Annotated in this window: 25 protein-coding genes and 2 pseudogenes (1 of these 27 running past the window's edge); 10 read left to right on the top strand and 17 right to left on the bottom strand. The window is 50.1% G+C overall.

The features are described 5' to 3' along the window. Window positions 1-656 precede the first annotated feature (656 nt). Entirely contained in the window at window positions 657-1,088 is a 432-nt protein-coding gene (locus tag ABVN21_RS02125) for a glycine zipper domain-containing protein (protein WP_105755054.1), read from the top strand. 192 nt (window positions 1,089-1,280) lie between these two features. On the opposite strand, the gene ABVN21_RS02130 is transcribed toward ABVN21_RS02125, so the two are convergent. Together ABVN21_RS02130 and ABVN21_RS02135 are read right to left on the bottom strand one after the other, a co-directional pair. Continuing rightward, a complete protein-coding gene (locus ABVN21_RS02130) occupies window positions 1,281-1,700 on the bottom strand; it encodes a LysE family transporter (protein ID WP_353637222.1) in 420 nt (139 codons plus the stop codon). Between the two features lie 34 nt (window positions 1,701-1,734). Beyond that, entirely contained in the window at window positions 1,735-1,944 is a 210-nt protein-coding gene (locus ABVN21_RS02135; RefSeq protein ID WP_339555570.1) for a hypothetical protein, read from the bottom strand. Window positions 1,945-2,636: 692 nt separating this feature from the next. Here ABVN21_RS02135 and ABVN21_RS02140 point away from each other — a divergent pair. After that, window positions 2,637-2,864 (top strand): annotated as a pseudogene (locus ABVN21_RS02140) (hypothetical protein); the annotation flags it as partial. A 213-nt stretch (window positions 2,865-3,077) separates the two neighbouring features. Here the strand turns inward: ABVN21_RS02140 and ABVN21_RS02145 are convergent. The 6 genes and pseudogenes from ABVN21_RS02145 to ABVN21_RS02170 all read right to left on the bottom strand — a co-directional run bounded on the left by ABVN21_RS02145 (window position 3,078) and on the right by ABVN21_RS02170 (window position 9,081). Next, window positions 3,078-3,359: a hypothetical protein gene (locus ABVN21_RS02145; RefSeq protein ID WP_339555571.1), complete on the bottom strand. Its 282-nt coding sequence runs from the start codon at window positions 3,357-3,359 to the stop codon at window positions 3,078-3,080. Window positions 3,360-3,618: 259 nt separating this feature from the next. After that, window positions 3,619-3,894 carry a hypothetical protein gene (locus ABVN21_RS02150; RefSeq protein WP_339555572.1) on the bottom strand — a complete coding sequence of 92 codons (276 nt, stop codon included), beginning with the start codon at window positions 3,892-3,894 and terminating at the stop codon, window positions 3,619-3,621. Between the two features lie 162 nt (window positions 3,895-4,056). Then, window positions 4,057-4,266 (bottom strand): hypothetical protein, encoded by a 210-nt coding sequence (locus tag ABVN21_RS02155; RefSeq protein ID WP_339555573.1) that lies wholly within the window; start codon window positions 4,264-4,266, stop codon window positions 4,057-4,059. 82 nt (window positions 4,267-4,348) lie between these two features. Further along, window positions 4,349-6,994 carry an AAA family ATPase gene (locus ABVN21_RS02160; protein ID WP_339555574.1) on the bottom strand — a complete coding sequence of 882 codons (2,646 nt, stop codon included), beginning with the start codon at window positions 6,992-6,994 and terminating at the stop codon, window positions 4,349-4,351. Window positions 6,995-7,218: 224 nt separating this feature from the next. After that, a pseudogene (locus ABVN21_RS02165) lies at window positions 7,219-7,398 on the bottom strand (VOC family protein); the annotation flags it as partial. Between the two features lie 378 nt (window positions 7,399-7,776). Then, a complete protein-coding gene (locus ABVN21_RS02170; RefSeq protein ID WP_339555575.1) occupies window positions 7,777-9,081 on the bottom strand; it encodes an FRG domain-containing protein in 1,305 nt (434 codons plus the stop codon). A 249-nt stretch (window positions 9,082-9,330) separates the two neighbouring features. Here ABVN21_RS02170 and ABVN21_RS02175 point away from each other — a divergent pair, with 249 nt between their 5' ends. Further along, complete coding sequence (locus ABVN21_RS02175) at window positions 9,331-9,732, top strand: hypothetical protein (RefSeq protein ID WP_339555576.1); 402 nt, start codon at window positions 9,331-9,333, stop codon at window positions 9,730-9,732. Window positions 9,733-9,819: 87 nt separating this feature from the next. Here ABVN21_RS02175 and ABVN21_RS02180 read toward each other — a convergent pair whose 3' ends face one another. From ABVN21_RS02180 to ABVN21_RS02190, 3 genes are all read right to left on the bottom strand, one after another. Further along, the gene (locus ABVN21_RS02180; protein ID WP_339555577.1) at window positions 9,820-11,103 is read right to left on the bottom strand and encodes a nucleotidyltransferase; all 1,284 of its coding nucleotides are present in this window, start codon (window positions 11,101-11,103) and stop codon (window positions 9,820-9,822) included. Next, on the bottom strand, window positions 11,096-11,716 hold the full coding sequence (locus tag ABVN21_RS02185) for an SLATT domain-containing protein (RefSeq protein WP_339555578.1): 621 nt from the start codon (window positions 11,714-11,716) through the stop codon (window positions 11,096-11,098). The genes ABVN21_RS02180 and ABVN21_RS02185 overlap by 8 nt, the downstream gene beginning before the upstream one ends. A 237-nt stretch (window positions 11,717-11,953) precedes the next feature. Beyond that, window positions 11,954-12,100: a hypothetical protein gene (locus ABVN21_RS02190; protein ID WP_339555579.1), complete on the bottom strand. Its 147-nt coding sequence runs from the start codon at window positions 12,098-12,100 to the stop codon at window positions 11,954-11,956. Between the two features lie 336 nt (window positions 12,101-12,436). Here ABVN21_RS02190 and ABVN21_RS02195 point away from each other — a divergent pair, with 336 nt between their 5' ends. The 4 genes from ABVN21_RS02195 (at window position 12,437) to ABVN21_RS02210 (ending at window position 16,004) form a co-directional block, all read left to right on the top strand. After that, window positions 12,437-13,402 carry a WYL domain-containing protein gene (locus ABVN21_RS02195; protein WP_339555580.1) on the top strand — a complete coding sequence of 322 codons (966 nt, stop codon included), beginning with the start codon at window positions 12,437-12,439 and terminating at the stop codon, window positions 13,400-13,402. Between the two features lie 189 nt (window positions 13,403-13,591). After that, complete coding sequence (locus ABVN21_RS02200) at window positions 13,592-13,981, top strand: DUF4209 domain-containing protein (protein ID WP_339555581.1); 390 nt, start codon at window positions 13,592-13,594, stop codon at window positions 13,979-13,981. Window positions 13,982-14,111: 130 nt separating this feature from the next. Beyond that, window positions 14,112-14,354: an AbrB/MazE/SpoVT family DNA-binding domain-containing protein gene (locus ABVN21_RS02205; RefSeq protein ID WP_339555582.1), complete on the top strand. Its 243-nt coding sequence runs from the start codon at window positions 14,112-14,114 to the stop codon at window positions 14,352-14,354. 1,095 nt (window positions 14,355-15,449) lie between these two features. Beyond that, the gene (locus tag ABVN21_RS02210) at window positions 15,450-16,004 is read left to right on the top strand and encodes a hypothetical protein (RefSeq protein WP_339555583.1); all 555 of its coding nucleotides are present in this window, start codon (window positions 15,450-15,452) and stop codon (window positions 16,002-16,004) included. A gap of 37 nt (window positions 16,005-16,041) precedes the next feature. Here ABVN21_RS02210 and ABVN21_RS02215 read toward each other — a convergent pair whose 3' ends face one another. The 6 genes from ABVN21_RS02215 to ABVN21_RS02240 all read right to left on the bottom strand — a co-directional run bounded on the left by ABVN21_RS02215 (window position 16,042) and on the right by ABVN21_RS02240 (window position 20,236). Then, window positions 16,042-16,407, bottom strand: a complete 366-nt coding sequence (locus ABVN21_RS02215) for an MbcA/ParS/Xre antitoxin family protein (RefSeq protein ID WP_339555584.1) — start codon at window positions 16,405-16,407, stop codon at window positions 16,042-16,044. Window positions 16,408-16,664: 257 nt separating this feature from the next. Next, on the bottom strand, window positions 16,665-17,354 hold the full coding sequence (locus ABVN21_RS02220; RefSeq protein WP_339555585.1) for a hypothetical protein: 690 nt from the start codon (window positions 17,352-17,354) through the stop codon (window positions 16,665-16,667). A 99-nt stretch (window positions 17,355-17,453) separates the two neighbouring features. Next, window positions 17,454-17,960 (bottom strand): hypothetical protein, encoded by a 507-nt coding sequence (locus ABVN21_RS02225; RefSeq protein WP_339555586.1) that lies wholly within the window; start codon window positions 17,958-17,960, stop codon window positions 17,454-17,456. 190 nt (window positions 17,961-18,150) lie between these two features. Further along, complete coding sequence (locus ABVN21_RS02230; protein ID WP_339555587.1) at window positions 18,151-18,621, bottom strand: hypothetical protein; 471 nt, start codon at window positions 18,619-18,621, stop codon at window positions 18,151-18,153. A 236-nt stretch (window positions 18,622-18,857) separates the two neighbouring features. After that, window positions 18,858-19,457, bottom strand: coding sequence for a hypothetical protein (locus tag ABVN21_RS02235; RefSeq protein WP_339555588.1), 600 nt, complete (start codon window positions 19,455-19,457; stop codon window positions 18,858-18,860). Between the two features lie 89 nt (window positions 19,458-19,546). Further along, a complete protein-coding gene (locus ABVN21_RS02240) occupies window positions 19,547-20,236 on the bottom strand; it encodes a hypothetical protein (protein WP_339555589.1) in 690 nt (229 codons plus the stop codon). A gap of 878 nt (window positions 20,237-21,114) precedes the next feature. Between ABVN21_RS02240 and ABVN21_RS02245 the strand changes: the two genes are divergently transcribed. The 3 genes in view from ABVN21_RS02245 to ABVN21_RS02255 are tightly spaced (each overlapping or abutting the next) and all read left to right on the top strand, a layout consistent with a single transcriptional unit that may run on beyond the window. Then, complete coding sequence (locus ABVN21_RS02245; RefSeq protein WP_339555590.1) at window positions 21,115-22,545, top strand: tyrosine-type recombinase/integrase; 1,431 nt, start codon at window positions 21,115-21,117, stop codon at window positions 22,543-22,545. After that, a complete protein-coding gene (locus ABVN21_RS02250; protein WP_339555591.1) occupies window positions 22,542-25,862 on the top strand; it encodes a hypothetical protein in 3,321 nt (1,106 codons plus the stop codon). Before ABVN21_RS02245 ends, ABVN21_RS02250 begins: the two co-directional genes overlap by 4 nt. After that, window positions 25,843-26,184 carry the 5' portion of a hypothetical protein gene (locus tag ABVN21_RS02255; RefSeq protein ID WP_339555592.1) on the top strand. 306 nt of this gene lie beyond the right edge of the window, so 342 of the gene's 648 nt are visible here — the first part of the coding sequence; it begins with the start codon at window positions 25,843-25,845; its stop codon lies beyond the right edge, outside the window. Before ABVN21_RS02250 ends, ABVN21_RS02255 begins: the two co-directional genes overlap by 20 nt.

Genomic DNA, 26,184 nt, shown 5'->3' on the forward strand with positions numbered 1-26,184 from the left:
GGGCAAGGTCTTTGCGCGGCTGTACGCTTTTCCCTGGGGTTGAACCAAGATTTTATTATCGCTGCCATTGCACCCTGTGCCGCAAGCTGGCCGGGGTCGGCCATAATGTCGCCACGCTAGTCAAGGTTCCAGACTTTTGTTGAGAAGCAGAGCAGGATGCGATCACCTGTCAGCACAAACGTAGCGGGTAGAGAAACGATTTTTGCTCACGATGTGGTTCGACCGTGCCGAGTGCTATTCACTAGACGCCTTGCTTCTGGATCCCGCTTGGCCTTCCAGATGGCGAACTGGACATAGAGTGTGTTGAGATTTCTGCACCGATGACGCTATGCCACGGGATGAGCAACGCAAAAAAAACCGTTGCGTAGCGTCGGATTTACTTGAGTTTCTTCTACATGAACCAGATCAACAATGTTTGATTCGGGAAGTTGATCAGCATAGGGAAACAAGCGATCCAAGCATTTTCACACAGCCTGGGCCGATAACTATCTATTCATCGCTTAGCGGGATAATCCGCAGCTCATATTCGAACGACAAGCGGTCGTACTACTCACCGATTGATTGATCCAAATTAATGTACAGCCGGTTATGCATTGACCTGAATGCGATGTGCCAACAAACTTTTCTTCTCTTTTTTCTTTCTAGAGGTCTGCCTGATGCGTAAAGTATTATCTTTCGTTGTACTAAGCCTTCTTGTATCGCAGTACTCCTTCGCCAGCGAAACCAGCAACACGGCTATCGGTGGCGGTGTCGGTGGCGCCCTTGGTAGCGTCGTCGGTCAGGCTGTGGGAGGGAGCACTGGCGCTGCGATTGGAGCCGGCGTAGGTGGCGCGGCTGGGGGCGCAATGACCGCGAAGAGTGGCAAGAAGACCGAGTCAGCTATTGGCGGGGGGCTCGGTGCAGCGGGTGGACAGGTAATCGGCAACAGTGTCGGTGGTTCCACCGGTGGCTTGATCGGCGCTGGACTGGGCGGCGCAGCAGGTGGTGCTATCGGCAACAATATGGCCGATGACAACGACCACCACGATTCCGATTACAAGCATAAAAATAAGTACAAGAATAAACATAGACACAAGCATGACGATTGATCTTGGATTCCGAGACTGAACATTGGACGCATTCTTTGAAAAGGGGGGGGACGTAGATTTCTCCCTATTGATCGGCTATCAGGCGGTGGCATTCATTTCTGCGTCTTACAGCAGCGACGTGATATCGCGGCATTGCCAAGCCACTCGCGGGCGCCAGGTTACTGGCGGTGCTTCCATTTGGTGTGCGTGCACCTACTTCGTGGGTATGCCGCTTTGCAGCACGAATATGCAGCCTAGCCCAATCAGGATGGCGCTGCTCACGCAAGGTACCAAACGTTGGAAGCCTGTCGCCGAGAATGGGCCGCGAAGTAGCGAAGCGCCTGGCACTGCCATCACGTCAGCCAGGGAAAAGACCAGGTTGACGAAGTTGCTAATCAACAGAAATTGCAGCCATACCGACGCGGCGCTGGTGGCATCGACGAATTGCGGTAGAAAGGTCAGAAAAAACAATGCCGTTTTCGGGTTGAGCACTTCCACTACCACGCTGTCGCGCAAAACCCCCAGCTTTCGTAGCGGCTCTGCCGTCACGGGTTGGCGACTATTGATGATCATCCCGCCCCCCAACCAGACCAGATAATCGACGCCGGCCAGGCGAATCACGTCGATCGCCATTGGTGCTGCCTGAAGCAGTGCGGATAGCCGACTGTCATTCTGGTGCCATCAGCACCGCGAGCGACATATTGATGAACTCTTCATTCTTGCTGATTGTGTCCAAAGCACCGCGTACGTTGCCGGCGACCTCCGCTGATCCGCGCTGTTCGACCCAGAGCGTGAGTTCCATGATTGCTGCTTCAAGAGCCAATTGATTTTGGTTGATTTTGAAGAGTACGGCAGGGAGTAAGTCTGCATTCGACATCGGGATACCTCCATAGAAAGAGGTCAGCGTAGCAGGCGGGTGTTATTCCTATTCGAGCCGCATGGGAGCTCAGGGCAATGCTCCTATGATAGAAACCAGGTCTCTGGGCGCAACAGCGTGGAGGCGAGTGAGACATCGCATCGGCTCAGTGGGCACTAGGCGATGCATGCATCAACTGAATCGGATGCTCGGCATTCAAGTTTGAGCAAACCGCCTCTGCCTCAGGCCTCGCTTTGAACACTCCATGCTTGCTAGCTGAGCCTCCCTCAACAAGATCGACGACCCTGTATCGCTTGCTGCCATCGTCCAGTGTGGTGGTCTCGATCACTCTGAATCTTGGGTGCATGGTTGCTTTCCGTGCATGAGATTGGTGTCCTACAAGTACCCGCAAAAGGAGACGACTTCAAGAACGGGACGGGCTTCAGCTGAGACAATTTATTACAGTGCAATGCACTCGCCTTTGCGGGAAGGCCGGCTCAGCAGTAGGTGGTGTGAGGATGCATTTTTCTTAAGGTCGCTGCTTCGGGCCGGCGGGCCCGGCTGAGTCAGCTTGAATGACGTCGGGGGCACTGACCAGAGACGGTAGTATGGTGCTGTCATCGATCAAACCGACCCTGCCTATTGAGCAACTGCTCGTTGTATCCCGCAAAACCAAACACCAATCAAGAACTTGCTGAGACGAAGGATTAGAGATGGAATGTACTTTTACCCTGACGTACCAATTGCTGTCTGACGACAAAGATATGGATGCGATTATGGATCGCTTGGCGGAAGCAGGCTGTGATGATGCTTTGGTTGGAGTCGGACAGCCAGGTCGCCTGGCATTGGAGTTTGTCCGTGAAGCAGCCTCTGCACATGACGCAATAGAGGGCGCCATAGAAGACCTGCGCCGAGCCTTACCTAACGCACGCTTGATCGAGGCAGCACTCGCTCTATGACTGACTGCGGTCGCCATACATTGCGCGGGTGGCACATGTGAGATTCGATAGGTGATGTGTTCGGCTGCGGAGCTAAAGCTACTTCGGCTATCGCTCTTTCGGGCTTTAGCCCGGCTCCACTTTACCTCCTCACGTTTGGTCGCCGTTGCTATGAGCCGGCAAGCAGTACCCGCCAGTAGATTCTCCGGGGCACGTTTACAGATCCGGATAATCATCAAGCTTAAGGCTAGGAGCGCCTCCGTCCTCCGGCTCGCGCTTGGGCGTATGTATCACTCCGGCTTCAGCATCTGCACGCATCTGGTCGAGCTCTTTGTGAAATGCCTTGTCCTGAACCGTGGGTTTGCTGGTGTATGGTTTTCGGTCAGGTACAGGCTGGGCTGCGTAAGTCGTTACCGCGTCTGGATCGTGCTGCAGCTTTTCTTGAACTTGCGATTCCAGCATTGCACGGAGCGCATCTTTGTCGGGACGGTTCAGCAATTTGTTACTCCTATTCGGGAGCCAGGCACTAGCCATTCGATTGGTACATTGAGCCGTTGGTAAGGGCAGGGCCGTTTATTTCGTGGTTGCATCGCAGATTGGCAGTTGCCCGGATTGCAGGTTAAAAATCCTGGTAAGCCTACCAAGCCTTGGCGGCAACCGTCTGTGATGAAAATGATGTCATAGCTACAGTCTTGGATGCAGCTTTCGAGATGACTGAAGTAACCAAACCCTCACCTGCCTTTTTTTGCATGGAGGCTCAGAGGGCAGCGAGCAATCGTTCGAGCTGTTCTCGCTCCCAGGCGCTCAACAGCTCGACAGGGTCAACTCCATCGCGCTCCCAGAGCTCAAGCGTCCCGATTCGGCCATCAGGCGACCTGCAGTAATCGCAGTAGTCCAGGGTGTCACAGTCATTGAAAAGCGTGAGCTGCCAGCCATCAATCTCCACGGGCATGAGGCCGTGGTAGATCTCGCTCCAGGACTGGATGGAGCTTCGCATCATGATGCGTTTGCCGAGCGCGACGTCCGTCAGCATCTGGTAGACCTCGCGGGCCGGTAGGAGAGGGGGCGTGTTCAAAGTGTTCTGCGCTCGCGTCGTCGCTTGCCCATAGCCAGGCTGCGGTATGAAGTGGCGTGAATGGAGAGGTCGCGCCTTCGGGCAAACCAGACCCGGCTAGCCTTACAAACTCGAAACCTATCACTCTGGCGACATCAGCACCGCAAGCGTCATGTTGATGAATTCCTCGTTCATGCTGATTGTGTCCAAAGCGCCACGAACGTTGCCGGCAACCTCTGTTGATCCACGCTGCTCAATCCACAGTGACAGCTCCATGATCGCAGCTTCAAGCGCTAACTGATTTTGATTGATCTTGAAGAGTAGGGAAGGGAGTAAGTCTGCGTTCGGCATTGTGATTCTTCCGTGAGTAAGCTCAAAAAATGCACGCTGTCGAGCAGGGCTCGTCTAGGAAACAGCATGAATATCGGATAAGTCAGGCCGTTTGAAATGGCTTTTTCCTGGCCGCATTGCGATCTGATCTGGCCTTTTCGTACGCCTTTTTCCTCTTTGTCGCTTCACCTATTAGATCGATAGCTACCTCGACATCACGTAGCAGTTGTTCAGGTGGTGGGATCGGCAGTTGACGTGCAGCGGGCGTATCGTGCGCTTCAATTGCCTCGCACGACCGGTCATAAATGTCGATCAATGTTTCCCACTCAGCTTGGGTGTGACCGATCACTGCTCCGAAGGACTCAACCGATACGACATCGCTAAAAGGCTGCACGGTATTGTTCATAAATTCTTCGCGAACAGCTCTTTCAATGGTGCCCCGTAATTTTCCGTATGCCCTTGTCACAGCCTGCGCGCTGTCGTCATTCATATACGTCCCCATAGTCTTTTGTATTTCTTGGGCAACCTCAGCGATGTCCTCCAAACGCATCTTGCAATTCATGGTTTCCCAGGTAAGACCGTCGACTATTTGGCCTGGCGCGTTATCCCAACGAACGGATTTGTAGCTAGCCTCGACTCCCGATTTTCGTTGAGCGGTGTTCAGCTCTGTGAGGAAAACCGCGTCATGGGTGAGCACAATGACTTGTCGTTCCTCTGCCAATAATGCGAGACGTTCTGCCATTTTCCGGCGGTAGCGGTGATCCAATGATGTCGACGGGTCATCGAATATGACGGCGGAGTGATGAGGCAACGAGCGGATTTCGGCCAAGAAGAGTGCCAGTGCAATTGCTCGTTGTTCCCCCTCGGAAAGCAGATGGTGAGCATCAAGATTGGAACCTTTTATTTTCAGTGTGACTTTGGTTGTGCCCGCACTCGTTCGCCCAGCGAGCTCAGGTTCAATGTCACGTCGATATCCTAGAAGCTGCAACTCGGCCGTCATAGCTTCGGCCAAAGCAGAAGTGACGTACAGCCTGGCGAGGTTCGTCATTTTTGTTGAGACACCGGTCGGACTTAGTGCTGCTAGGCACTTATCGAGATTTTGCCGCACGATGCTGTTTTGAACATATTGCTCAGCTTGTGGCAGCAACAATACGAACGCCTGACGAGCCCTGAGCTGCTTAAGCTCCTCCTGAAGTCGCGCTCGATTCTCCGGATCATCCGATTCGCGCAGCGTTTTGGCAGCTAATTTGTTTGCTTCTATTAACCGGCGTAACCGGATTTCCAGCCGATCGCCGTCAGGGAAGTCCGGAGCCGCCGGAGTCCAATCATTCGTTTCGACCGCCGTTTTCAGCCATGCTCTGCGTAACTGCCAGGCCTCACAAACTGCTACCAAATGAGCATGCTCATCCGGTGCTATTGCTATCAATTCGGCCAATGAGGGGGCGTCGAGCGGGGTAAAGCTTGCACTATTCAGTACAGTTAAAGCTGCTCGAAGTGCGTTCGCAGCAGCGGTTGCATTTGCCGCTGCATGCTCGTTGACGAAGGTTGAAAAATCTCGCATGCGCTGCTGTGCATCAGGGGCCAAAACTGTCTGACATAAAACGCATTTCGCTCCGTCCTCTGTGTGTGGAAACGGGTGCCTTGGGTACGCATCCGTAGTAGAAAAGCGTTCGGCGGCCTCAAAGAGTAATTTCCAAAGACCGTTTCCAGTTCCAGGAAGCGTTGCTTCATCCACCTCGCGTAAGTTTTTCTGTGCAGCCTGGTAGGCCGCCTCGGCATCTATGTTTTCATCATGAAGGCGCCTGAGAGTCTGAAGGGCTTCATCAGACACTAGGGCATAAGCTGACACTGCGTGCTGAGCGCCAACCTCCAGCCGCTCGGACTGTCTGTCCAAGGCTTGAGCCTTGGGTTCCGGGTTCATGTCTTGTAGGGTTTGTGCGAGTTCCTGCAAGCGGGTTTCGTCTTCTGCGCTCAATGTCCCTAGTGTTCTCATGACTTCGACGTCAGTCGCCACGCCCAATTCTTTAATGAGAGCACCCACCTCTGTCTCACCGCGTACAGGGTCAAACAGTCCAGCATTAAGGGCCACTGCGTCACGCTCAACTGTGATGATACGGTGCAGCTCTCGCTGTGCGAGTACAAGGCGATTCATTTGCCCCAAGCCATAGGGTAAAAAGACGGGCGTTCCTTCTTCTTCCACGTAATCCATAGCGCATGCCGCGTCATACACGGAGATCATGCTCAAATCTGAGTTTGAAGGCTCCCCCTGCGTCCACGTATTTTGCAGAGGACGGCCATCGACGAGGTAAGAAACATCCGCCGCTGGCACTCCTGCCTCACCGAATGCGTTGCAGCGGACATTGTCGCGTCGCCTAGCTCGACAGGTATTTTTGAGTAGCCTTGCGTACCCTGATTTACCGACACCATTTTCGCCGAACAACACGGTCAAACCATTAGGCTGCAGATCTACTCCACGCCCTGCTGGGAAGCCATTGATGTTAGACAGATTGGAGAGACCTAAAAGTTGGACAGTTGAACCACTTCCAATTCCTGCTACATGATCTTGAGTGAGTGGTGAGGCACGTTCGGGGGAAGCAGGCCCATTCCCATGAGCCTCTTTGATCATCGCAACCAGGCTATCAAGGTCGGCAGGACTTAGCGTGTCTTGGGTAAATAGCCGCCTGAGAGCATCTCTTTGCCAATCTTTAAGTTCGGCAGACCACACCAATAAATCATCGACCAGGCTCATGCATTTTCGCTCCATCCGTGGTGGAGCTTGGCGATAGGCCGTCCCCACAAACGCCATGAAGCATAGTCTACAGTTGATTGCTTCACTCACTTGCACCGATGGTTGGGCTAGCTCCGACCTAGTAGATATCGAAGATCAATGCCGACAAGACAGGCAACCTATTTTGAGCAACAGATCAGGCGCTCACCTGACGATTTCAATAGCTCTTTCAGATTCCCCACCTACGGCTGTACCAGCATGAAACGCTCCTGGCCCATCAGCGCAATCGCGTAGCGCACATGCAGACCACCTCGTTCCCAGACGAGCGTTTTGGAGATCCTGGCGTTAAGTATCTGCGCGTAGTAAGTACAGGCTTCGTCGAGATTCTTGACCAGTACATCTACGTGACTGAATTTCAGATCCATTTGCAGTCCTCCTGTTGAAACGGCGTCAATGGTAAACACGACATAGCGTTTTCCTCGATGCTTCGCTGATCGAACACGTTTATCCAAAGTCGTAGTGAAATATCAAAACGACACTGGTAATGTCCTGGCCACGTTCGTCAAACCATTAAGGGATGGAGGCGAAAATAGAAGCCCTGGAGCCGCGAACCTCCGGGGCTTCGTTTTTTCTACGCAGCAGCCACGTGGGCAATCAAGATATAGCTTCACAGCGGACTGACGTGACTGGCTCCGACGGCGTGGTTTATCGGGTCGTAGCCGGGGGCGAAAACTGATTGTGAGCCAAGCGTATGGACGGCCTAAGCCCACTCGGTGATCCGCACGGCTGAGTATGCGGCTTCGTTACTCGAAGCCTTTGGGATCCCTCAGGAACTCTTCGGCGATGTGCAGTGCGCTGATGTGATGTGCATGGACGATGGGATTGCCGCATGAACAATCTGTGGTCTTCGCTTCCCGTGTCCACACTCCGCTTGCCTGCCTTCGATATGTCCAGCCCGTGATGAAGCCGGCGCCGGTCAGTCGGAGTCCTGGGTGTTTGACGGTGAGTTCACAGACCTCAAATAGGTCGGGCCCGCGAGGTATGACACCAACGCCCTTCTGGTAGAGCGTCAGGTGATTTAGGGTCGGATGCTTGATCAACGTGTCTGCTTCGAATGCTACCGTGCCATTCACATTGATTAGCTTCTCGATCTCAGGGAAGCGAAGGGGCTTGCTCGTGTCGGCTGAGCCATAGAGCACCATGTCCGGAATTTCGACGAAGATTCCACTGTGAGGGTTACCATCAATCGAATCCTGGGTATCCAGAATCCTTGCACCACGATAGTACGCCGTTTGCGCACCTGCGATTTTCACAAAGCTCGGATGGTATTCCGGAAGCTCCAGTGTTCGCTTGAACGCAGGCAGATTTTTGAGGCTTGCCTCAGACTTGATCTCCTCCCAAGGTAAGCCCAGCAGTGATGTCAAGATCGGATCTTCTGCGGGAGAGGGAAAGAGCGTGTTCGTGTCGGTTAAGCCAAGGGCAGCGGCATATGCCTGCAGAACGTCGCTCGGGACAGTGATTTGTGCGAGAAAGCAATTCTGTGGAATCGGATCGTGCAGAGGGCCGAGAAGCCAAGCTGACTGAGCCACGGTGCGAGGTCTGTAGCCCTCAATGGTCAACGTAGCCAAGTTGACTAGGCCTACGTGATTAGCGGCCTGCTTGTTTAGCACATACAAATGGCCAGTGCCGATCACAGGTGCATAGCGAGCCATGCGCTTTCTGACCATCACCGCCCGCTCGTCACAGTCCTCGCACAACTCCAGAGTGGTCGCTTCAGTGTATTTGTGGCTGGCAAACCACGCAGCTACAGCTGGGCTGGAGGTGCAATCCACGTAAAACGAACGCCACCCGTAGTGTTGAAGGAGGGCCTGCTGGTAGCCAAAGTCTGCTCGATGTTTGGCGATGTATGCGTCCAACACGCTTTGGGAGTAGCGGCACCATTTGAGCATTTCGCTTGGTATGCAACCCTTTCTATCGAAGGACGTGCCGATGGAGGGGGTTCCCACCTCACCGTAATGGGTGGTCTGGCCACGAAACAAAACATCCGCACCGAAGCTCCCAATGAGCTGGTTTAACTCGTCGACGCTTTTCGCTGCATATTGCTTCAAGGTGCCTCCCTCCCTCGCGATCGCGTATGGCGTTCGTGATTACCTGTGCCCTACAGATTCGCTACAACGAGCAGCGCAAGCTGAGACGCCAGCATTCTTGCACAGGCATGGTGTCGCTGAGGAGCTTCTGCAAGCCGTGCAGATAGAGGCCGGTAATATCAGGTTATGCCTTGGGGTGCTTTCTCAGTCGCCGGTTTGATACCGTGCTAGCGGTTCGACCCCAAGTAGCCTGTTCAGAAGGAATCAGTCATGTTGATGTTTAGGAAGTACAGCCCGAGGTTCGCCAGTGAGGGGGAAATTGCTGCGCAGCGCTATGCCAACAAGCTGGTGTGGCCCGGTCGTGTGGTTTCCTTACTACTCGCGTTTCCGCTAACGCAGTGGCTTGCAGCGATTCTCGGAATCGTTATGGGGCTGATCGTCTATGCGGTAGGGGGGGATTTTCGGAAACATGAGAAAGCGCTCGCCGGGCAGACCCCTTTCTGGCGTCGGCTCTGGCTGATGAAGGGTGGTGCAACGTTCTTGGGTTGTACCGTCGTTGCTGCCGGCGTGGCGCTGGGTCAGACAGATTGGTTGGGCAAGGCGCATGCGTTTCATGAGGTCGCCCAATCAGCTATGACATTCGTGACCCTTACCGAAGCGTTGTTTAAGTAAACGACCTGCGAGAGGTCGGTCACTCCGACCTCTCATGCCCGTTCCGGGGAAGCGCTCCTCGCACGTTCTTTTTCCTGACAATCGTATTCAGATCGGCACAATGATCCGACTGCGGGCTACACAAACATTGTCTTTCACTGCGTAGCATTCCACGTAATGATCGCCTTGGAAGGTGGAGTGCTCGGTGATTTGGCTGTGGCCGCTGTCGATACGGATCTCGCCGCGAATCATGTTTCGCTCGATAGCCTGCGGGCCAACATTCTTAACCTTCCAGTAGATCTTATAGGGTGGCGGCACATCGATCTCGGCGACCCAGAATGTCAACTCACGCTGCTTCGGAATCCGGTAGGTCATGACGCGAGACATGAGATTGCGAAGTCGGTCACCCTCGTTCTTAACCGAGCAATCGATGCGTAGGGTGTACTGTATGTCGAGGCTGAATTTTTGACCGATGAACTGCTCGACGTTCTTGACGCGGTTTTCCTCGATGGCCTGCTTTTTTTCCTGCTCGACGTATTCGGGGAAATGCTCGCCAAACACCGTGCTCCACCGCTCATGAGCAACCTCGGCATCGCCCAGGGCCTCCTGTAAGCGCCTCAGCGCCTTTTTGGCTTTGGGGTGGAAGTTTCCTGATTTGGTGACGATGGAGCCGCTACCGGGTGCACGCCACTGTTCCTTGTTCTCATCGATATCTACCAGATACGCGAAGAAATCCCGAGTCATTTCGCTGTAAGCGGCATAGGACTTGGTGTCGTAGTCCGTGGTGCTCTTTAGGAACTGGTAGCACAGGGTATCGATGAGCATCCCCTTTAGCGGCACGCCATGATCGTTCTTCCAGGCTCGCACCATTTTGCAAAGACGCTTGAGGTTATGATTTTTGTCCTGGTTTAGCGTGTTGATCTCATCGATTTCAGCGACCGGGTTGCAAGTTTCCCAGCTGCCTCCGTCATTGGCATCCGGATAGGTGTAACTGCCATCCTCATGATCGAATGCCGGGAGAACCTCCACCACGTAGTCCGAGAAATTTATCGACACCACCTGCTGCTGGGCCCTCACCTCATGGTTCGGGAAGCGCTCTTTCAGAGCAAGCCGGATCTCACCCAGCAACGACGACTGCTTATTGTTCTCGTAGCGCTGGAAGCGATCGTATACCGACCACGGCAGCACGAACGCCATGTCCAGGTCGCTTACGCCGTGCACTGCGGTATGTCGACCGTACGAGCCGACCTGACGGCAGTGCAGGGTTTCTGAGGCACTGTCGTAGTATTTTCCGTTTAGCTTCTCGGTGATCTGCCGGTAGCTTTTGGAGATCTCGTCGGCATTTTTGACCGCCAGGTTTCTACGAAACTGTTCGAAAAGCTCTTTACTCATTGGTGCAGACTTCCTTCAGGGAGAGTAGAAGTTCCGGGTGTGCGGTAAGCCATGACCCGCCCACCAAAGCGATCAGAATCACTACGATCAGTGCGTAAGCTGAAAACGGGATTTTGTCCCTGAAGAACGTAAATTCACGGTGTTCTGCGATCCAGTCGATCTGTTGATCCCAAAAGAATTTTTTATGAGCAAGCCAGCCCGAAAACAGAATGTGCTTCCTCTGGCAGGCCGATCGGAAATCAGTGGTGATTTGATCCAGTTCTGCTTGATCGGCTACGGTGAATTGCTGGTTGGATGTGCAACGGGCCGACATGCCTTTCAACTGATCAAGCAACTGAGTCAGCTTGTTCCCAGCCTGAAAATATTGCTCTTTGGTGTCTGCGTAGTAGGTGATGTAAAGGCTACAAATGCCGATCACCGTGATGAGCGCTGAGACATGTTTTGCCGCCAAAAAATCGATGTAGAGCGCGAGCACACCAATCACCAAAGAGACCAGGCCGATCCATCCAGGGGCTTTCTCCACAATGTCGTAGGTGGAAAAGTGAAGTTTGGCGGAGTAACCGACGTCGTATGCCTTCTCGGCGATCAACTTCAGCGCAACCTGCTGATCCATATAGCTTACCTGCAGTGAATGAGCGTCATGCCGACGTGGGTGGCTTCTGAGTAGATGGAGCCTTCGTAGATGTAGGCTACTGGACGACCGCAGTAAGCATACAAATGCTCGTTATCATCGGTATACGCTATTGGCGTACGTTCGCGATCATAGAAATCTAGGTTCATCAAAACCCTTCTTTTAGGAGCGAGGGAGTGCAGGGCACGGCTGTGCCCTGAGCTCTGTTAAGCGGTCAAATTATTTGGCCGCTTTGGGGCGAATGACGATACGGAACGGCTGACCGTTCGCACGTCGAATCACCTTCCCCGATTTGGTGGTGATGGTCATGCGGTAGATGACCTCGCCTTCCTCGTCGGGTTTTTCGAACATCTCAAGCTGGGACATAAAATGTCTCCTACTGAGGTGGCTCGAACACAAAACTCGCTCCCTTGCGAAAGAAGCCCACAGGGGCTACCATCGCGAAGCTTCTCAACAAAGCGCGAGAGACATCTGGAACCTGTTCAGACGTCTTTTACCGAAGGCCGGTCAAGTTCGTACCTTGACTGGCCTTTCTGTTTCTGGTGTTCCGTCATCGCATCCAAACCACCCTTGATATCTCTTCAGGTGCTAGAAATACTGATCAGGTACAACCATATGTGAATCCTATCATCATCATTTTGATTACGTCAAATCCTCGCGTGCTATGATGGATGATAGGCAATAGAACGACCATGCGGTGGCATGGTCAGCAAGACAGCAAGACAGCAAGACAGCAAGACAGCAAGACAGCAAGAAATTGGATGGTTAGACGGAGAGCATATGATTGATTTAAGCGAGTACAGCCAGGCGCAACGGGAACGTCTGGTGTACATAGACTTTCGCCTGTATTTCACAGGCTCCGTCTCGCGGATGGATCTCATGGATCGGTTTGGTGTAGGTGGGGCAGCCGCAACTCGGGATTTCGGTCAGTACCGAGAGATTGCGCCTGAGAATACAGAGCTCGATTCAGTAACCAAGTTGTATGTGATTCGAAGTACGTTCTCGCCTCTGATAGCCCATTCACCAGAGAGAGTTCTCACTGCACTTTCGCAGGGATACGGCTATGGTCTCGACTCAGATGAGAAGCCGCTAATCACGCACGAATCTGTATCTCTTCTTAGTAAGCCGAATGTGGAAGTTTTAGCGCCTATCACTAGGGCGATACACCTGAAGCAGGTAGTTAAGATCAGCTATACCTCTAGCTCCGGCCAGTCAGAAAGGGAAATCGTACCATTTGCTATCGGTTGTGATGGCCTGCGTTGGCACGTCAGAGCCTTTGATCGGAAGCGTGGAAAATTCGGAGACTTCGTTCTGACTCGAATCGGGCAGGCCGAGATCCAGATGGGAGATAAACCCAGAAACGAAGAAACCCCTAAGAATGATGACCAGTGGAATCGCATGCTCGAGCTTCCCCTTGTCCCGCATCCCGATAAAGACTCAACAGAGATCGTGAAGCGTGACTACGACATGCAGGATGGGGTGCTTAAGTTGCGTGTACGAGCTGCTATGGCAGGATACGTTTTGCAGCAATACCACGTGGATTGTTCGGCAGACCACAGCATTGGGGATAAGGCCTATCGTCTATGGCTAAGAGATCCATTGGCCCTCTATGGTGTAGAAAGCTCGATGTTTGCACCTGGATACAAAAGTCCGAATAGCGAGAGCTAGAGGGCGGCATATTTGATCCGTCTCGTCCTCGCAGGCCTTCTCGGGGCTGGGTAATTCAGTGCAAGCATTCATTGATAATAAATGTTGCGACGTAGAGCTGAATCGGCCAAAGCCTCCACTATGGTGCCTCCTAATCGAGCAGTAATGGTCGGACGGGGGCTGTATTGGGGGTTCGCCGGTGACTTTGGCATGGCTGCACATTTCCTGATCCCGCAGATAGAAAATATTGTCAGGTATCAGATGAAAGCAGCAGGTCTCAATACCTCAACCGCAAACGCTGAAGGGATTGTGAACGAGAATGGCCTGAGTACCTTAATGGACGTAGATGGTGTCGACGACGTGCTAGGGGCGGATGTTGCATTCGAAATCAAGGCTCTTTTCTGTAGCCCCTTTGGCCCCAATTTGAGAAATGTCTTTGCCCATGGTCTGATCGACGATGACGCCTTCTATACAATTCCGATTGTCTACGCCTGGTGGTTCATGCTCAAACTAATTTCCACGCCATACTGGAATGGTATGGTCGAGGCGCAGAGGAACGCTCAGCAGGGCTCTGCAAAACCTCCAGAGTCCGGTAGTTGACTTGTGGCGTCTATCATTTTTTGCGCTTGCATCGCTTGGGCCATGTGGCCCGGCTCAACTCGATGGTTTACCTGACACCCCGGAGCAACGCCTAGCTGCTATGTAGTGAGCCAATCTCGTAGGTATACCTATGCCTTACGCAACTCTTACATCTCGCGGCCGAATCACAATCCCAGCTCATGTACGCGACTCGCTCGGTTTGAAGTCAGGAGACAAAGTTCACTTCTTTGAACTGCCTGATGGCCAGTTCGCGATGGTTGCGGCCATTCATTCTGTGCAAAGCCTCAAGGGCATGATCCGGAAGCCAAGAATCCCCGTGAGCGTAGCGGACATGAATGCGGCCATCGCTGCTAGAGGTGCAGATGCGAGTTGAACCGAACGAAGTCTTTGAGCTCATGGGGCGATTAGAGATGGGAGTGCTTGTGTGAGACTGCCCGTGACCGTCTTTTTTGCGGCCAATCCGAAAAATGCGCTTGACGGTGACTGTGTATGGATATACAGTTATCGCAATTGCACAGACGGTGCCAATCCTGGACGTAGCTTTTGTGGACGCGCCAGCACGGATCGTGATGCAAGGAGAAAAAGTCCCTTAACTGGGGCTTTTTTTTGCCTGAAAATCGAGAGTGAATATGGCGAGCCTACGCGGTGCGCCATAAAGGATGCTGAGCAGGAAGCCAAGGATATCGCTCCTTCGAGCCACCGGCTCGGCTCAGGACGCCACTTGATTCGCAAATGGTTATCGTACGAAACGCTTGAGTGACCGGCGACTCGCTATTACTTGCTCTCGTATCTCGTCAGGATCGATCGACATACCGCCGTCCGGTGTAACGCGCAGAGATTTCAGATTGTTGAGATGGGATATGAACGCACGATCTCTCGCTTGCTCACGGCCTGATCTTTTGTCGCGACAAACCAATCCTATCAATCGATCTATCCACTTCATGTCGCATTCCTGTATTCGTGATTCTTGGCAGCATTTTCAATGATGAGCAGGACAATGTCCTTATCATTTCGTCCTGCCGATCGGAAGGTGGTTAGGTATCGTCGCTCACTCCAATCCCGTAGCCTGCTTTCCGAGTTGATCAGAGAGAAACGCATAGGGCCTGACGCTTGCTGACGCTTCCATCTCCAGGAAACCCCCGAATTTATTGGTCTGTAACGCGTTTTTTGCTCAGTAACGTTGCTTACGTTACAAGTCAAAAGTTACGTTACAGTACGCCTGAGTAAAGCTCCGAAGCGAGCGGAGCGCGCAGGCCGGCGGCCGGAGGCGTGCGGGATGGAAGCCCGTCGGGCCAAGACGGAGCTTGCGATCGGCTTGGTTCACGCCAGCCCACTCCTGCAAGGACACGCACCAAACTCGTACGTTTGAGAACCTAGGATTCTAGCCACGAAAAATATTTCACTTTTTCGCTAAAGTTTTTCCTCGCAACATCCGTTGTTATTTTTAACAGCAACGAAATGGTGATTTATGAGCAAGGCTGAAATACAAACAACTGGGTTTTTCACAGAGCGTGAGTTCACGTGTTGGCGCGAGCGTGATTATGAAAAATTCTATCCATGTAAGGTGTCAAAACAGGAGGGTAACTATGTCAGTTTAAGTATGGGCGACATGTCGTACAGCTTTGACGACACCCTTGCTGAAGATATAGCGCGTTGTATCTTGGATGCTGATCTCGTCACTGTGGGTAAGCTTTATGGGTATATACCAAAGCCTGCTATGCGAGACAGTGACTTTGATAGCTGGTATAAACAGAATAATTCTGGAACTTGGAATTATTTTGGTGAAGGGATGTTCAGCTGTCATCGATCAGGAGGTGTAATAACTTTTGTAGAACGGGTAACTGATGAGGACGATACAGCTGAAATAATGGGCATTTACACAATTGATGACGTTGGGATAACTCTGGTGTTGGAGTCCTCGAGCTATTCGTTCAGCAAACTTGATGCAGTTTGGCTGTCCAATGCGTTGATGGGGGCCTTAGGAGAGGAGCCGCTCGACTTCGTGAAAATATCGACCATGTGATGACCATGGCAGCATTTTCAGCGATGTGCAGGAGATGCTAAATGAGTGAACGATTAGCAGCGAGATACTGGATGACCTGCTCCAGTCCTGCTCGGTATGCGATGAGATCACGTGGTCGCCCACTCAGACCACGATTCTTACTGCTTAGCCAGATCTTTGCATTTTGCTCGGTTCCCACGAGCGCGAGCAATGACTGATACAGCTCAACGAATAGCAAGGCATGGCTCCAAGCTTCAGTACCCGGTTGAAGCAATTCATGGCCGTGACGTAGACGCAGCACAGTGAAAACCTGCTCGCCCAAGACGGCTGATAGTTCATCGTCATCAAGCGCCAGTCCTTCGCCAGCGCGGATAAAGGCTTTGCTAAGTACAGCGTTTGCAGTGCTCGATTCGCCTGATTTCATGCTCCACCATATGGTCTGTGATGACCGAATTTATCAGCCATGCAATCAATGGTCTGTAACGTAATTTTGTGCTTTGTCACATTGCTTGCGTTACAGTGCACAAAGCTACGTTACAGCCCCAGAAGGCGAGGGGGCAGGCAAGCGGAGCGCGCAGGCGTGCGGATGGAAGCCCGTTAGGGCCAAGACCGACGCCTTGCGCGTGGGCTTGGTTTACGACAGCCATCCCCAATTAGGGGCACGCCCAAAACCATTGCCTCTCACCAACCCGCATAATGAGTAACCAGGTGGCCCCAGTCCGAGAGCGCCGACCCATTTCTGCGGAGGATATCCATTGCCTCGGCGGCGGGAATTTTGGTCGGACAGCCCCCAGTCAGATATGTTTTGTCCTTACCCTGGTTGTACAAGTGCATGATCGTTAAAACCATGATCTGTTGAAGCGGCGACATTGCGTGATAGCTTTTGCGCATTGCTTTCAATTCTTCGGGGATGGGCTCTTCTCCCCCAGCCCAATCGAAGCCGCGAGGCCGTAAGTTATAATGCCTGCCTGAGGTTCCATAGGCGCGTGCGACATGTTCAAAACAAGCCTCAAGCGAGTAAGCCTCTACGATGTCCCACACTGCTTGCCCAAAGATATTCCCGCGCGCTGATGCACTGGGGAGCGTAGGGGTGGAAGCCCCGCAAACCATCGACAGCGCCGTAAGCTCAGCACCATCCATGCATGGCACTTTATCCACCATGTCGACCAACGCCCAACCGGGAAAACGGCCAGCAGCAAACGTGGCGTTAACCGCTGCGTAGGCAGCAAGGGCGACTGGTTGTAGCGAGTGGTGGATGTAGGCTTGGCTGGCAGTGTGAGTATTCGTGAATGCCCATACACCTTTCGAAAGCTGATGGACGCCAATCTCAGACAGAAGGCCTTTGGCCTTATCAACGTAGTCATTATTCAAGAATTATAATTCCTTGTGCCAATTTGGTGTCCCATTCGCCACTGTTCCTGTTAAGGGCGCGCATGGCTTACAGTAATTGAAGCCGTTACTCGAGTTTCATCAGGGTTGGCCCGACTCGTCACTGTCATCGTTGTCGTGAGTCTGCCAGTCGCCCGCCAAGGGTATGACTGCACTTTGTTGATACTTCCCGAATGGTGATTCAGCGTCGTGTGGAGGAAGTTGGAATGAATGCCTCCGCTCCAATAGCTCAGGAAAGCGCTTGAAGACCGTCAGGTGGTGCAAGGGGATGGTTTGAATATAGGCGAAGAGATTGCCTAGGTTGATGCTGACGCGAGGGTTTCCGGGAGCTTGAAACTCATCGCTCAGTACATGCGAGAGACTCCACTCGATCAAATTGATATCGATGTCAGGTCGGGCATCAGTCCAGGACAATGCAAGCTGAGAGGCGTGACTATAGCTACGGTAGCCTAAACCTTTAGCGAGCAGTTCTAATGCGTGGGTATGCATGATCGGTTTTGAGCCAGGCCAGGTTTTGATGAGGAAGCGAGCAACTTTCTTCATGCCTCTATGGCGTTCAAGATCAGCGGGAAAAAGGGGAAGGATCATCGCAAGCTCCGGTCGTTAGAGGTGTCGGCCGTATTTTTCACGCGGCAAGACATTGTCGTACTTGACGTATGTTCCATAAGACGGGCCTCGTTTGCGGTGATAGAGTACTTTAAGTGTCTTGTACCTAATCTGCTTCAGTAGGCTAGGTATTTGTTAGCGCTTCAAAACAGTGAAATGTCAGTTCACTTCGTTATAATTCAATATCCTTGAAGGCAAAATACATCTCCTCATAAGCGTAAACTCCGAAGTTTTCGGTGCTCAAAGTATGTGGCCCGTTGAGACGAAGTACGCTATTGGTCTCCAATGAAAGAAGGTCATCTGGGCCTAGCCGCTGAAATTCCCAGCTTTGCCATTGGGTTTTCAAGGGATACTCCTTCCACCGGCGATCGTAAGTGAAAGAAATCACATCAGCGTTTTTACCTTCCGGCAGAGTAGCGATGATGGTTAGTTTTTCTGAGGAAAGATGAAGCATCGAAACGGGTGATAGAAGATCACTTACCAGTGCCCGATCGATTAACTCAAAAATCTCGTACTGCGGGTTTTTGTCCCAAATGATTGCGAACCGCTGCAGTCCAAGTTCTTGCATTTCGAGCTGCTCACTAAAGCGCTGAGGTGCAGCGTAAACGGTGTACTTGAGTTCACCATTCTTCGTGCTGACCATGTCGTACTCCGGCTGGAAGAAGCGGGAGCAGGTACGGATTGAGGGCGGTCTCTTCTGCATAATCACTTTTTACTCCTAAAAGTTGGTAGCACCGGCTTGAGCGCTGCTAGTAAGCGGAGCGCGCAGACGCGAGGATGGAAGCCCAAAGGGCCATGACCGGCGCCTGCGCCGAGGCTTGGTTCACGACAGCCGTCCTCTGGAAGAGGCGCGTACAAGAAGATATTCGACTGGTGGCACTAAAATTTAATGTCATCATCAAATGAATCAAAATCGTATCGACGCTCAGATCCTTCTTGAGGCTCTTCTTGAGGCTCTGATCCGAACATATTTTCAGGATCCCACTCATCCCAAAATAGAAACATATCAGATGTGAATTCCGTAATGCCTAATACATTGTTCTCCAAGATTTCGGGAGCGTAATTTCTAAACAGCCTACAGCTCTCGACTCGATTGGTTACATCAAGATCAACAATAAACATTGCCGTCCAACAGTCATATAAAGCGCCAGAAGCGATATCCGCCCAAGCGTTTACAAACCCTTCATAATGTCCGTCGTCCAGCATGGAGTCGTATGCGATGAAAAGTGTGCCCTTAGAAGCATGTAACAGCTTTACAGGGGCTAGCACTCCTTTGATGATGCCTTCTTCGATCAAGTCGATTACCCGAGTGTCGGGGCGACCTTCCCATAGAATCGCAAATTTCTGCAAAGAAACTGTACTAAGGGGCATGGAGTTAACGTCCCTTGTCTGCTGAGTGCTAAAAATAGTATATGCACCCTCACCATGTTCATCATGGGGATGCTCATGTTCTGTATAAAGCAGTCGGGAATAGATCATGTACGCACCTTTTGGCAAAGCTACGGTACTGACAGTGGATGTGGAATAGAACAGTGCATTTAATGACGCATGACCTTTGTGGCCATTTATCAAGCGTCAGGCTTACGATGATGATGCGGGTGGATGTAATACTGGGATGCGAGGCACTCGGAATGCCCCGTCATGGACGCTACCGAACCCATCACCATCGGGCAGAGCTGAGTGGGTGCTGCTGGTTGAGGGGTGAAAGACGGGCGTATATCAACATGAGACTGGTGAGATGCCGGCTCATCGCCTTTGAATATATTATCTGAGCAGTCATGCAGAACAGGAATCGAGTATTGATCAATACCCAAGGTATTCGATTCAAGGACTTCTTTGACTGCACGCCAAAACAAGTAATCGGAGCGGCCTGAATAGGCTTCGTGCTCGCAAGAAAAATCTATTTCCAATCCTCGATTGAGATCCAATTCTTTGATCGGTTCCCACAAGGATTCAATGGCATGGAAGGTGGTACCTGCCACTTCGTCACTCAAAAAGATCCGGAGCAGGTTTTTGTGGATGGAGATGAGCTTCACCCCGGACATGGCGCCTTGAATGTGCGCTTGTTCCAGGGTCTCCATCATGAACCTTTCTTCCAGAGGCTGGCCGTACAGGACGGCGAATCGCTGCTTGGCTGCCTTTGTCATCACTTCGAGGTTGGGGTCTTTCCACTGCAGAGTGCTAAACACTACGTAGTGGTGACCATCATCCAGAGCTACCGGAGCGCATTCGGGGTGAAACAGGGGCAAAAAAGACATATCGGCTTTCCTCCTAGGTGTACCTAGATCAAAGTCGATAGGTGAAAAACTGTCAAAGGTGAAAACGACCTTTCGTCCGAATAATTCCTTTTGTATTCAAGGCCTTAACGAGTATATCAAGAGAATACCCATTAAACTGGGAGGCAGAAGAAGGTCGCATTTTCTACTCAATTGACAGGTTTTCGCAGCAGGATTCAGAGCAAAGCGCACAGAGATGGGAGAGGGTGGGACACCGCTCACGGAGTAATGATCCTCTGGCTTCTCCCATCGATCTTTCGACATTGTCACTAAAGTCAGTGCCATTCTTGTACTTGATGAGTGCGGCATCATTGCTCCTGGCATAAGCATGCCGACATTTTGAATGTTGGTGTTGGACTAATGCTTCAATTGAGGGCGCAAGGGCTGAGACAGTATAATAAGAGTTATGTGATTGTTTAAGAAGCCATAGCGAATATATTTTGGGGTAAATTACAGTGAATGCTGAAAGATACAGAGTGTATAGGGATGTTTATTAATAATGTACAGATGGTTTCCTTATTTCGGCCGAGGTCTGGATAAATGTTAAGTGTATATATTGTCAATAAATCTATAATAAATCCTTTCCTCTTTTTTTAACTTTTTTTCAACTTTTTCACGCTTGTGGGGTTGCAAAGAAGTTGAGGAGGGTCTATGTTTTATCAATCATGGCAGTAGGGGGCTCACCTCTACCAAGGTCGAACGGTGGCAAACGAGCCCGCCGCTAACTCAGCATGAACTTAACAACATTTTGAGTGTTGAGTATCCCTGTGCCACGGGGTATTTAAACCGCTAAAGATCAAGCACTATAGGTTGCCGCTATAGGTTGCATCTGAACTGAAATTCATCGTGCGGACTTCAATATGTCAAATTTATACTACACGGTGGATCCAGATACTTATCTTGGACGTAATGCTTTCAAATGTATGCGAAAATCTACGGGCGGCGCGTGGGAAAGATCAATGGCATTTGATTTTTTTATTTTTTGGCTTGTCGAGCTCGGGCGCAGCTATCACACAATCAGAGTCTACTCAGATCGGGTAGCGATTTTTTTGGACTACTTGGAAGTTGGCATAGCTGTATGTGGTAGTGCTGACATAACAACATATATGAGGCTTTCGCGACTTTATCATTCTTACCTTACACAGGGAATTAATTCGATGTCTTCGCTTGTTCAAGCGATTGACCGACGTCGACCTTCGCCAATGGTAAGCAAAAAAACATCGTTAGCGCATCATGCTGCGGTTGAGCAACTGATCATAGGATGCCATGAAGGATATGACGGCGCGCTGGATTGTAGTGTAGGCGAGGATGCGATGTGCCAGGCCAAATTGTTAGCAGAGCTTCGGTCAGTTGGTGTCCCTAAGTCAGAGCAAGAACTTGCCTATCTAGAGAAAGTATATGGAAGACAAGTTAGGGGAAAAAAAAATAGCAAGCGGCTGAGGATTTTTTCTCATTTACCTAAAATTAGGAAATCGTTAGAACCTTATGGGGAGGACAAATTTTTCCCTCTTGATAAAATTACGCAACTCATTAACGAAGCAACCTCCTACAGAGATGGTGCATTTTGGGCGTTGATGGGGGCCTCCTCACTGAGAGCATCTGAGGCGTTGCAGGTGCTGTGGGAAGATATCGATTTAGTTACCCGTGAGATCTTTGCAGTTGAACCATCAGAGCGGGAAAATTATTTGGAGGCATACGAAGGGTTAACTGCCGCTCAACGAGATCAACTTTCATGGAAAGGAAGAACCACTAAATACACGCTGCTTCTACAGCCTTACGGTGACATGTTTTTTGATCTTCTAGAACTATATATGCAGTACGAATACCAGCCAGGTGTTGCGAATAATTTCGTATTTCAATCACAGTATGGATATCCGCTTCGATTTTGTGATTATGGAAGTGTGATAGTCAAACCATTCGCTACTGCCGCTGCAAAGGTATTAGGTTCAGGGCTAAAGCCATACAGAATGAAACTTCATAGTCTCCGGCATAGTTTCTGCGTCTACATGAAAAATTTTGTCGAACATACTCATGGTGTGGGTCTGTCTGATTACGAAATAATGGCGTTGACGGGGCATTCACAAATTTCAAGCGTGGCTCGATATGCTGTTTTAGATATACAGTTGCTTAACGAAAAGCTGTATGTCGCATTTGCTGATCACAAGGCCAATGCAGGGAAAAGTGTAGATGAGCTTTTGATAGGTTTTCATGAGAAAAGGATTGCTTATCTACAAGTTAAAATCGCAGAAGAAAAGGTGGCCCGCGATAAGAAGACTCAGGAGGCGGCATGATAAACACTTCAGACTCTATACTGTTCCTAATGTCTGCTGAGAAAATAGCTGATAGTTACCCTGGCGCAATTGCCCGACTCGATAGAGTTTTTCATGGGCGGAAGGGTAGTAAGTCTCATGTTTTTTCTAAGCTCTGCGAATATAAGCCGTCAGATGATATTGTATTGGCATATATTGAGCTTCTATTCGTCTTCAGTATGACGCAAGGTAATTCGGTTGTATCTTCTGCCGAAAAAAAACTGATGACATTATTTGGCGTGGACTCAGTTGGTGAAATAGCACGCAGGCAATTTAAGCAAATGGCTAAGGTGTTGTTGATTATATTATATAAGTCGAAGTGCCTTCTTCTTCCTTATGTATTTACCCGGCCCTTGCTTCCATGGTTGGATGAGTTGCCAGAATCGTCAGCGTGTTATACCGAAGTTATGCTGGTGTTCAGAAGATTAGATACAGAAAAGGCTACCGGTAGCAAATACGGCTTGGAGTATGTCGCCGAGGAAAAGAAGAATCGGCGAAATTTTCAGATGGCAGCAAAATTGATATTGAGTTCCACTTGGTACACGCCAGAAGAAATTCTGCTTAACGAAGTCTGGGAGTGGAGAGATATTCAATTAAATTCCACTGAAAATGGAATGAAAATCTCTCCGCTACCGTTAGAGCAAATTTCTAATATTTTAAAGGATAAGTTCCCATCGAGGATGGGGTTTGGTGGAGTAGAAGTACGCAAATCGTCAGGAAGAAACATGTCCGAAGAGCTTTCTGATAAAGTAGCTCGGCTAGGACGCGAAGAATTTTTTTCTTCACATATTATGCGTAGTAGTGATCCGCTAGAGCTGGTACGTACAATCCTTGATGATTCAAGGATACCTGCGAGCCATTTCATGGGTGAAACACTGAAAACGTTGGATTTGGCTCTCTGCTGGAAGACAAAGGGATTTGATATTGGGGAGTCAGTGGAAGTTTGGGCTGATCTGGAAACCGAATATTTAGAAACTCAAAATTATGAAAATGCTAAGCAATGGAATACTTTATTCGGTCGGTTGAATTTCTATTTGTTTCTTTATTTGCCTGGATGGTTTAGCCTGCATCCTGGTAGTAGTTTTGTATTTCCGAATGCTCCAAACAAATTCATAGGGAAAATCTTTTATAACGTAAAAAATGCTGCGCGAGGCGCTCGGCCTTTAACATTTGTAGAGTTCTACGGGGCGTTGGGCTTTGAGTTCTACTATGCTGTAGGTAATAACCTCCGTATCTTCTTTGAATATCTCATTGATTTTTGCTTCGATCAGTTAGGGTGTAAGAAACTGGCGCAACCCGTTAATTGGTTGCCGAAATCAAAAAAAAGCTCTACAACGACGAAGCATGCATTTTCAACGAAAGATGAGGATTTGTATATCCGCTACCTGGATGCCGTAGCTTCTGCTGAAACTGCTCTTGAGGAGTTTGTTAAATCATTTAGATTCAGGTGTGATGCCAGCTCAAGCGCTGAGATCACGTTCGAAACTGTAGGCTATGTTCCATTCGTTAATGTGGATGGGCTAAATAAACCGATTTTGTCTATAGATCGTAGAGCGTTGGCGTTGGTAAAAGTAGGAGGGGAGTTTCATTATAATCCCGCAACGACTATTTTTCCATACTGCCTCGTGAGAGGAGGGCTCCGGGGCCAAAATTTGCAATGGCTTGCTGCGGACAGTTATGCGATGCACGTTGATCGAGATATGGATTCTCGCTTGGGGATATCTTATTTATACATAAATACCGACAAAGTTCATGAGCAGCCTTTTACTGTTATTTGTCGATATTCAATAATAGAGCAGTTAGATCGTCAAGCCGCATGGCGCAAAAAAATTCACTCGGATTATAATGCTCGAGGCTTTAATAAAGCCTATTTTTACAACGGCAAAAGGGAGTCTAAGTGGGGTTCAATTTTTTGCCTTTTCTGCAATAATGCTGAGTCTGGTGAGCCGATCAATGATAGTGTTTATGCCGAAGTTGTTACATATTCGCAACTTGGATTTCAGTCTTGGATGAGGGTTTCTGGTTTTGGAGAGGTTGAGTGTGTGGCCTATATAGGTGTGCCACCCGCGACTAAATCTCGCAAATCAGATTTTTATACTTGGGATCAGTGGCAAATTACCAGGAAAAAGAGCGGGGTTGTCAAGGTCGCCTACGAGAGTGCGCCCGATGGAGATACTCCATTTTGTCCGGTTAGCTTGAGGGCGAAAGTCACCAGTCATGGGGGACGTGCAACGCATGTTACTCAACTACTTTCTCGTCTGACTCCCGAGGAGGTGGCCAAAACAACAGGACAGACTGTGAAGACCGTCATCCATTATGACACAGGAAAAAATGACTTTCGACGCCGCTTTTCTGGGGTTATAAATCATCTAGATCCAGTTAAAAGTCCATTAATAAAATCGGATAGAGTTAGCACAGGATTTGAGTCGTTGCTAGCCGCTCGTGGGAGCGGCGACGTGAGCAGTATCGTCAAAAAATATGGATTTCTTAATTTTCCCGATAAGCACAGCTATGATGATAATCAAGATGCGTTCGGAATCATAGCGAGAGAGAAATCGGCAAATATAATTGAGGTCTCAACTCATATATGTGTAAAAGGATTTGTATGCCCAGGGCATATTGTGGAGAAATTCAATGGGGGCAAACTTTGCCCTTGGTGTCCTTATGCCATTTTTTCGTTAAACGCAATTTTTGCTGTCGCTGCCAAACGGCATCAAATGGCCGAAGACTTTAAGCGTATTCAAGATCAGCTGGCGTCTTTCGATTTGAGTCATTTGACGCGGGATCTGAAAACCTTAGAAGTTGAATTGAAATTTCTGGGCGAAGAGTTGCTCGCTTGGTATTTTCTTGAGCGAACCATGGATACATTGATATTTAAGCGCGGTAAGGGTGAGGTCAAGTCGTCTCACATAGCTGCGGATAAGAATATAGTATGCAGCGAGATAACACGGCATGTGGTTGAAAGAGGATCTCCCGAAGAGTTTTTGCGGAGGTTAGATGAGGTCTGTCAGTTTCCGAGCACAATGTCTGTTGAGTTCAGAGATAAGGTGAACCGAGCAATTAGACTGGTGCTAGCACAGCGTGGGGACATCTATGAGGCCCTACTCGAACCCGTTGTGGTAAATCCAGAGATTCGTTTAGCTGCGTTGATGCGAGATGAGCTCCGTGCTCAGGGAATTGATATGGATCACTTAGTTACCTTGCTGACCTCCGCAGATCTCGAGTGGTTTAAATTAATTTCGGATACTAGGACTTTGACTTCTGGGGAGGATGACAGCGATGCTTCACGCGAATCCTAGTAAAAAAAGGGAGTCGGATATCTCAAAGATTGAAAGGCGAGCACGGTTTATACAAGAAGCTCTCCAAGTGGTTAAAGACGAAGAGGGGCTGACATTCAGGTTTAAAAAGAACTTGCTTTCATATATCGCTAGATTTATAGAGAAGAGCGAGCGGCTTGCATTGTCGTCTCAGACAACCCTCGCTTTGGTGCCGAAAATGAGAAGTGTTACAGTTGGTGGTCTTTACAAGTCAAAGACCTACTCAGCCCTGGTGGATAACTGGATTCTAGACAATCCACAACGCGTTTTGCATGTTGCGAAGAGGGATAAATCTGTTGAGGCT

The organism is Pseudomonas sp. MYb327 (assembly GCF_040438925.1).
GTDB lineage: Bacteria > Pseudomonadota > Gammaproteobacteria > Pseudomonadales > Pseudomonadaceae > Aquipseudomonas.

Bases quoted from the DNA above. Each gene is read 5' to 3' on its own strand.
- ABVN21_RS02125 (WP_105755054.1), top strand. From the start codon at position 657: ATGCGTAAAGTATTATCTTTCGTTGTACTAAGCCTTCTTGTATCGCAG.
- ABVN21_RS02130 (WP_353637222.1), bottom strand. From the start codon at position 1,700: ATGGCGATCGACGTGATTCGCCTGGCCGGCGTCGATTATCTGGTCTGG.
- ABVN21_RS02135 (WP_339555570.1), bottom strand. From the start codon at position 1,944: ATGTCGAATGCAGACTTACTCCCTGCCGTACTCTTCAAAATCAACCAA.
- ABVN21_RS02150 (WP_339555572.1), bottom strand. From the start codon at position 3,894: ATGCTGACGGACGTCGCGCTCGGCAAACGCATCATGATGCGAAGCTCC.
- ABVN21_RS02155 (WP_339555573.1), bottom strand. From the start codon at position 4,266: ATGCCGAACGCAGACTTACTCCCTTCCCTACTCTTCAAGATCAATCAA.
- ABVN21_RS02160 (WP_339555574.1), bottom strand. From the start codon at position 6,994: ATGAGCCTGGTCGATGATTTATTGGTGTGGTCTGCCGAACTTAAAGAT.
- ABVN21_RS02175 (WP_339555576.1), top strand. From the start codon at position 9,331: ATGTTGATGTTTAGGAAGTACAGCCCGAGGTTCGCCAGTGAGGGGGAA.
- ABVN21_RS02180 (WP_339555577.1), bottom strand. From the start codon at position 11,103: ATGAGTAAAGAGCTTTTCGAACAGTTTCGTAGAAACCTGGCGGTCAAA.
- ABVN21_RS02185 (WP_339555578.1), bottom strand. From the start codon at position 11,716: ATGGATCAGCAGGTTGCGCTGAAGTTGATCGCCGAGAAGGCATACGAC.
- ABVN21_RS02190 (WP_339555579.1), bottom strand. From the start codon at position 12,100: ATGTCCCAGCTTGAGATGTTCGAAAAACCCGACGAGGAAGGCGAGGTC.
- ABVN21_RS02195 (WP_339555580.1), top strand. From the start codon at position 12,437: ATGGTCAGCAAGACAGCAAGACAGCAAGACAGCAAGACAGCAAGACAG.
- ABVN21_RS02200 (WP_339555581.1), top strand. From the start codon at position 13,592: ATGGCTGCACATTTCCTGATCCCGCAGATAGAAAATATTGTCAGGTAT.
- ABVN21_RS02205 (WP_339555582.1), top strand. From the start codon at position 14,112: ATGCCTTACGCAACTCTTACATCTCGCGGCCGAATCACAATCCCAGCT.
- ABVN21_RS02210 (WP_339555583.1), top strand. From the start codon at position 15,450: ATGAGCAAGGCTGAAATACAAACAACTGGGTTTTTCACAGAGCGTGAG.
- ABVN21_RS02215 (WP_339555584.1), bottom strand. From the start codon at position 16,407: ATGAAATCAGGCGAATCGAGCACTGCAAACGCTGTACTTAGCAAAGCC.
- ABVN21_RS02225 (WP_339555586.1), bottom strand. From the start codon at position 17,960: ATGATCCTTCCCCTTTTTCCCGCTGATCTTGAACGCCATAGAGGCATG.
- ABVN21_RS02230 (WP_339555587.1), bottom strand. From the start codon at position 18,621: ATGGTCAGCACGAAGAATGGTGAACTCAAGTACACCGTTTACGCTGCA.
- ABVN21_RS02235 (WP_339555588.1), bottom strand. From the start codon at position 19,457: ATGATCTATTCCCGACTGCTTTATACAGAACATGAGCATCCCCATGAT.
- ABVN21_RS02240 (WP_339555589.1), bottom strand. From the start codon at position 20,236: ATGTCTTTTTTGCCCCTGTTTCACCCCGAATGCGCTCCGGTAGCTCTG.
- ABVN21_RS02245 (WP_339555590.1), top strand. From the start codon at position 21,115: ATGTCAAATTTATACTACACGGTGGATCCAGATACTTATCTTGGACGT.
- ABVN21_RS02250 (WP_339555591.1), top strand. From the start codon at position 22,542: ATGATAAACACTTCAGACTCTATACTGTTCCTAATGTCTGCTGAGAAA.